The sequence below is a fragment of the Nonomuraea sp. NPDC059007 genome, from assembly GCF_042740555.1.
Classification (GTDB): domain Bacteria; phylum Actinomycetota; class Actinomycetes; order Streptosporangiales; family Streptosporangiaceae; genus Nonomuraea.
Genome location: NZ_JBHYJD010000127.1, coordinates 1 through 1,062, shown reverse-complemented (window position 1 = coordinate 1,062; position 1,062 = coordinate 1). Strand labels below are relative to the sequence as shown.

1 protein-coding gene is annotated in these 1,062 nt (G+C 74.5%); it reads right to left on the bottom strand.

The annotated features are described in order from the left end of the window. Positions 1-1,044: WD40 repeat domain-containing protein (locus ACFWY5_RS58010; protein WP_379640403.1), on the bottom strand; the 1,044-nt coding region annotated here is incomplete at its 3' end. Between the last annotated feature and the right edge of the window lie 18 nt (positions 1,045-1,062).

Sequence of the window (1,062 nt, the reverse complement as noted above, 5' to 3'; positions counted from 1 at the left end):
GGTCGACAACCTCGCCCGGTCCTCGCGCGCCTCCCTGGCCACGACGGCGGGCCGGCCGTCGCGCCGCAGGAGCTGGAATTCCCCCAGGCCGGGCAGGGTGCGGACCGCGGTCAACGTCGACAGGTCCACGATCATGAGGTCGCGGTGCGCGACGACGGCGACCGGCCCGCCGCCCAATTCGGTCACGGCCAGGCCGCGGACGTCCACCCCGTCCTCGCCGGCGGGCGCGAACCTGAAGGACCTGCGCACCAGGGTACGGCCGCGCAGGTCCCACAACCGCAGAAGACCGTCCCCGTCCGCGGTCAGCGCGAGCGGCCTGCCGCCGACGGTGGCGGGCACGATGCGGTGCACCGGCCGGACGGGACCGGCCGACTCCGTCCGGCCCAGCTCCCGCCCCGTGCCCGGGTCCCACAGCCTGATCGTGTTGTCCGCGCTCCCGCTCAGCAGGGCCGGTGCCCCGTTCAGCGTGCCCGCGGCCAGCGTGGTGACGCTCAGCACGTGGCCGGTGAGCGTCCGCGCGCGCCGCTGGGAGGCCGCGTCCCAGATCACCACCCGGCGGCCCGAGCCGGTTTCCTCCGCTGCGGCGACGAATCCCGCCCCGGCGGCGAAAGCGATGTAGGTCGCCTCCCCCTGACGTCCGGCGAGATAGTTGCGCAGAAAACTCCGCTCGCGCAGATCCCAGGAGCGCAGCTCGCCCTCGGTGACGCCGTACACGGTCGTGGCCACGACCTCGATCGTGCCGACCTTGCTCGCGTACGGCCCCACGTCGTCGCTCTCCCGCGGCTCCACCCAGGGGGCGATCGGACGGCCGGCCCGGCGGCCGGTGCCGGGATCCCACACACTCAGCGAACCGTGCTGGGCGATCAACCTGGATCCGGCCGCGGCCAGCGCCACCGGCGGGAGGTCGCCCTCGCTTCCGTCCGCGACGCTGAAACTCCTGACCAGCGATCGGGTACGCAGGCTCCACACGCTGACCCGGCCCTCGCCCGTGCCGGTGAACAGGGTGCCGCGGCCGAAGGCGAACGCGGCCACCCGACCCGGCACGCTCAGTAAGCGCTCGCG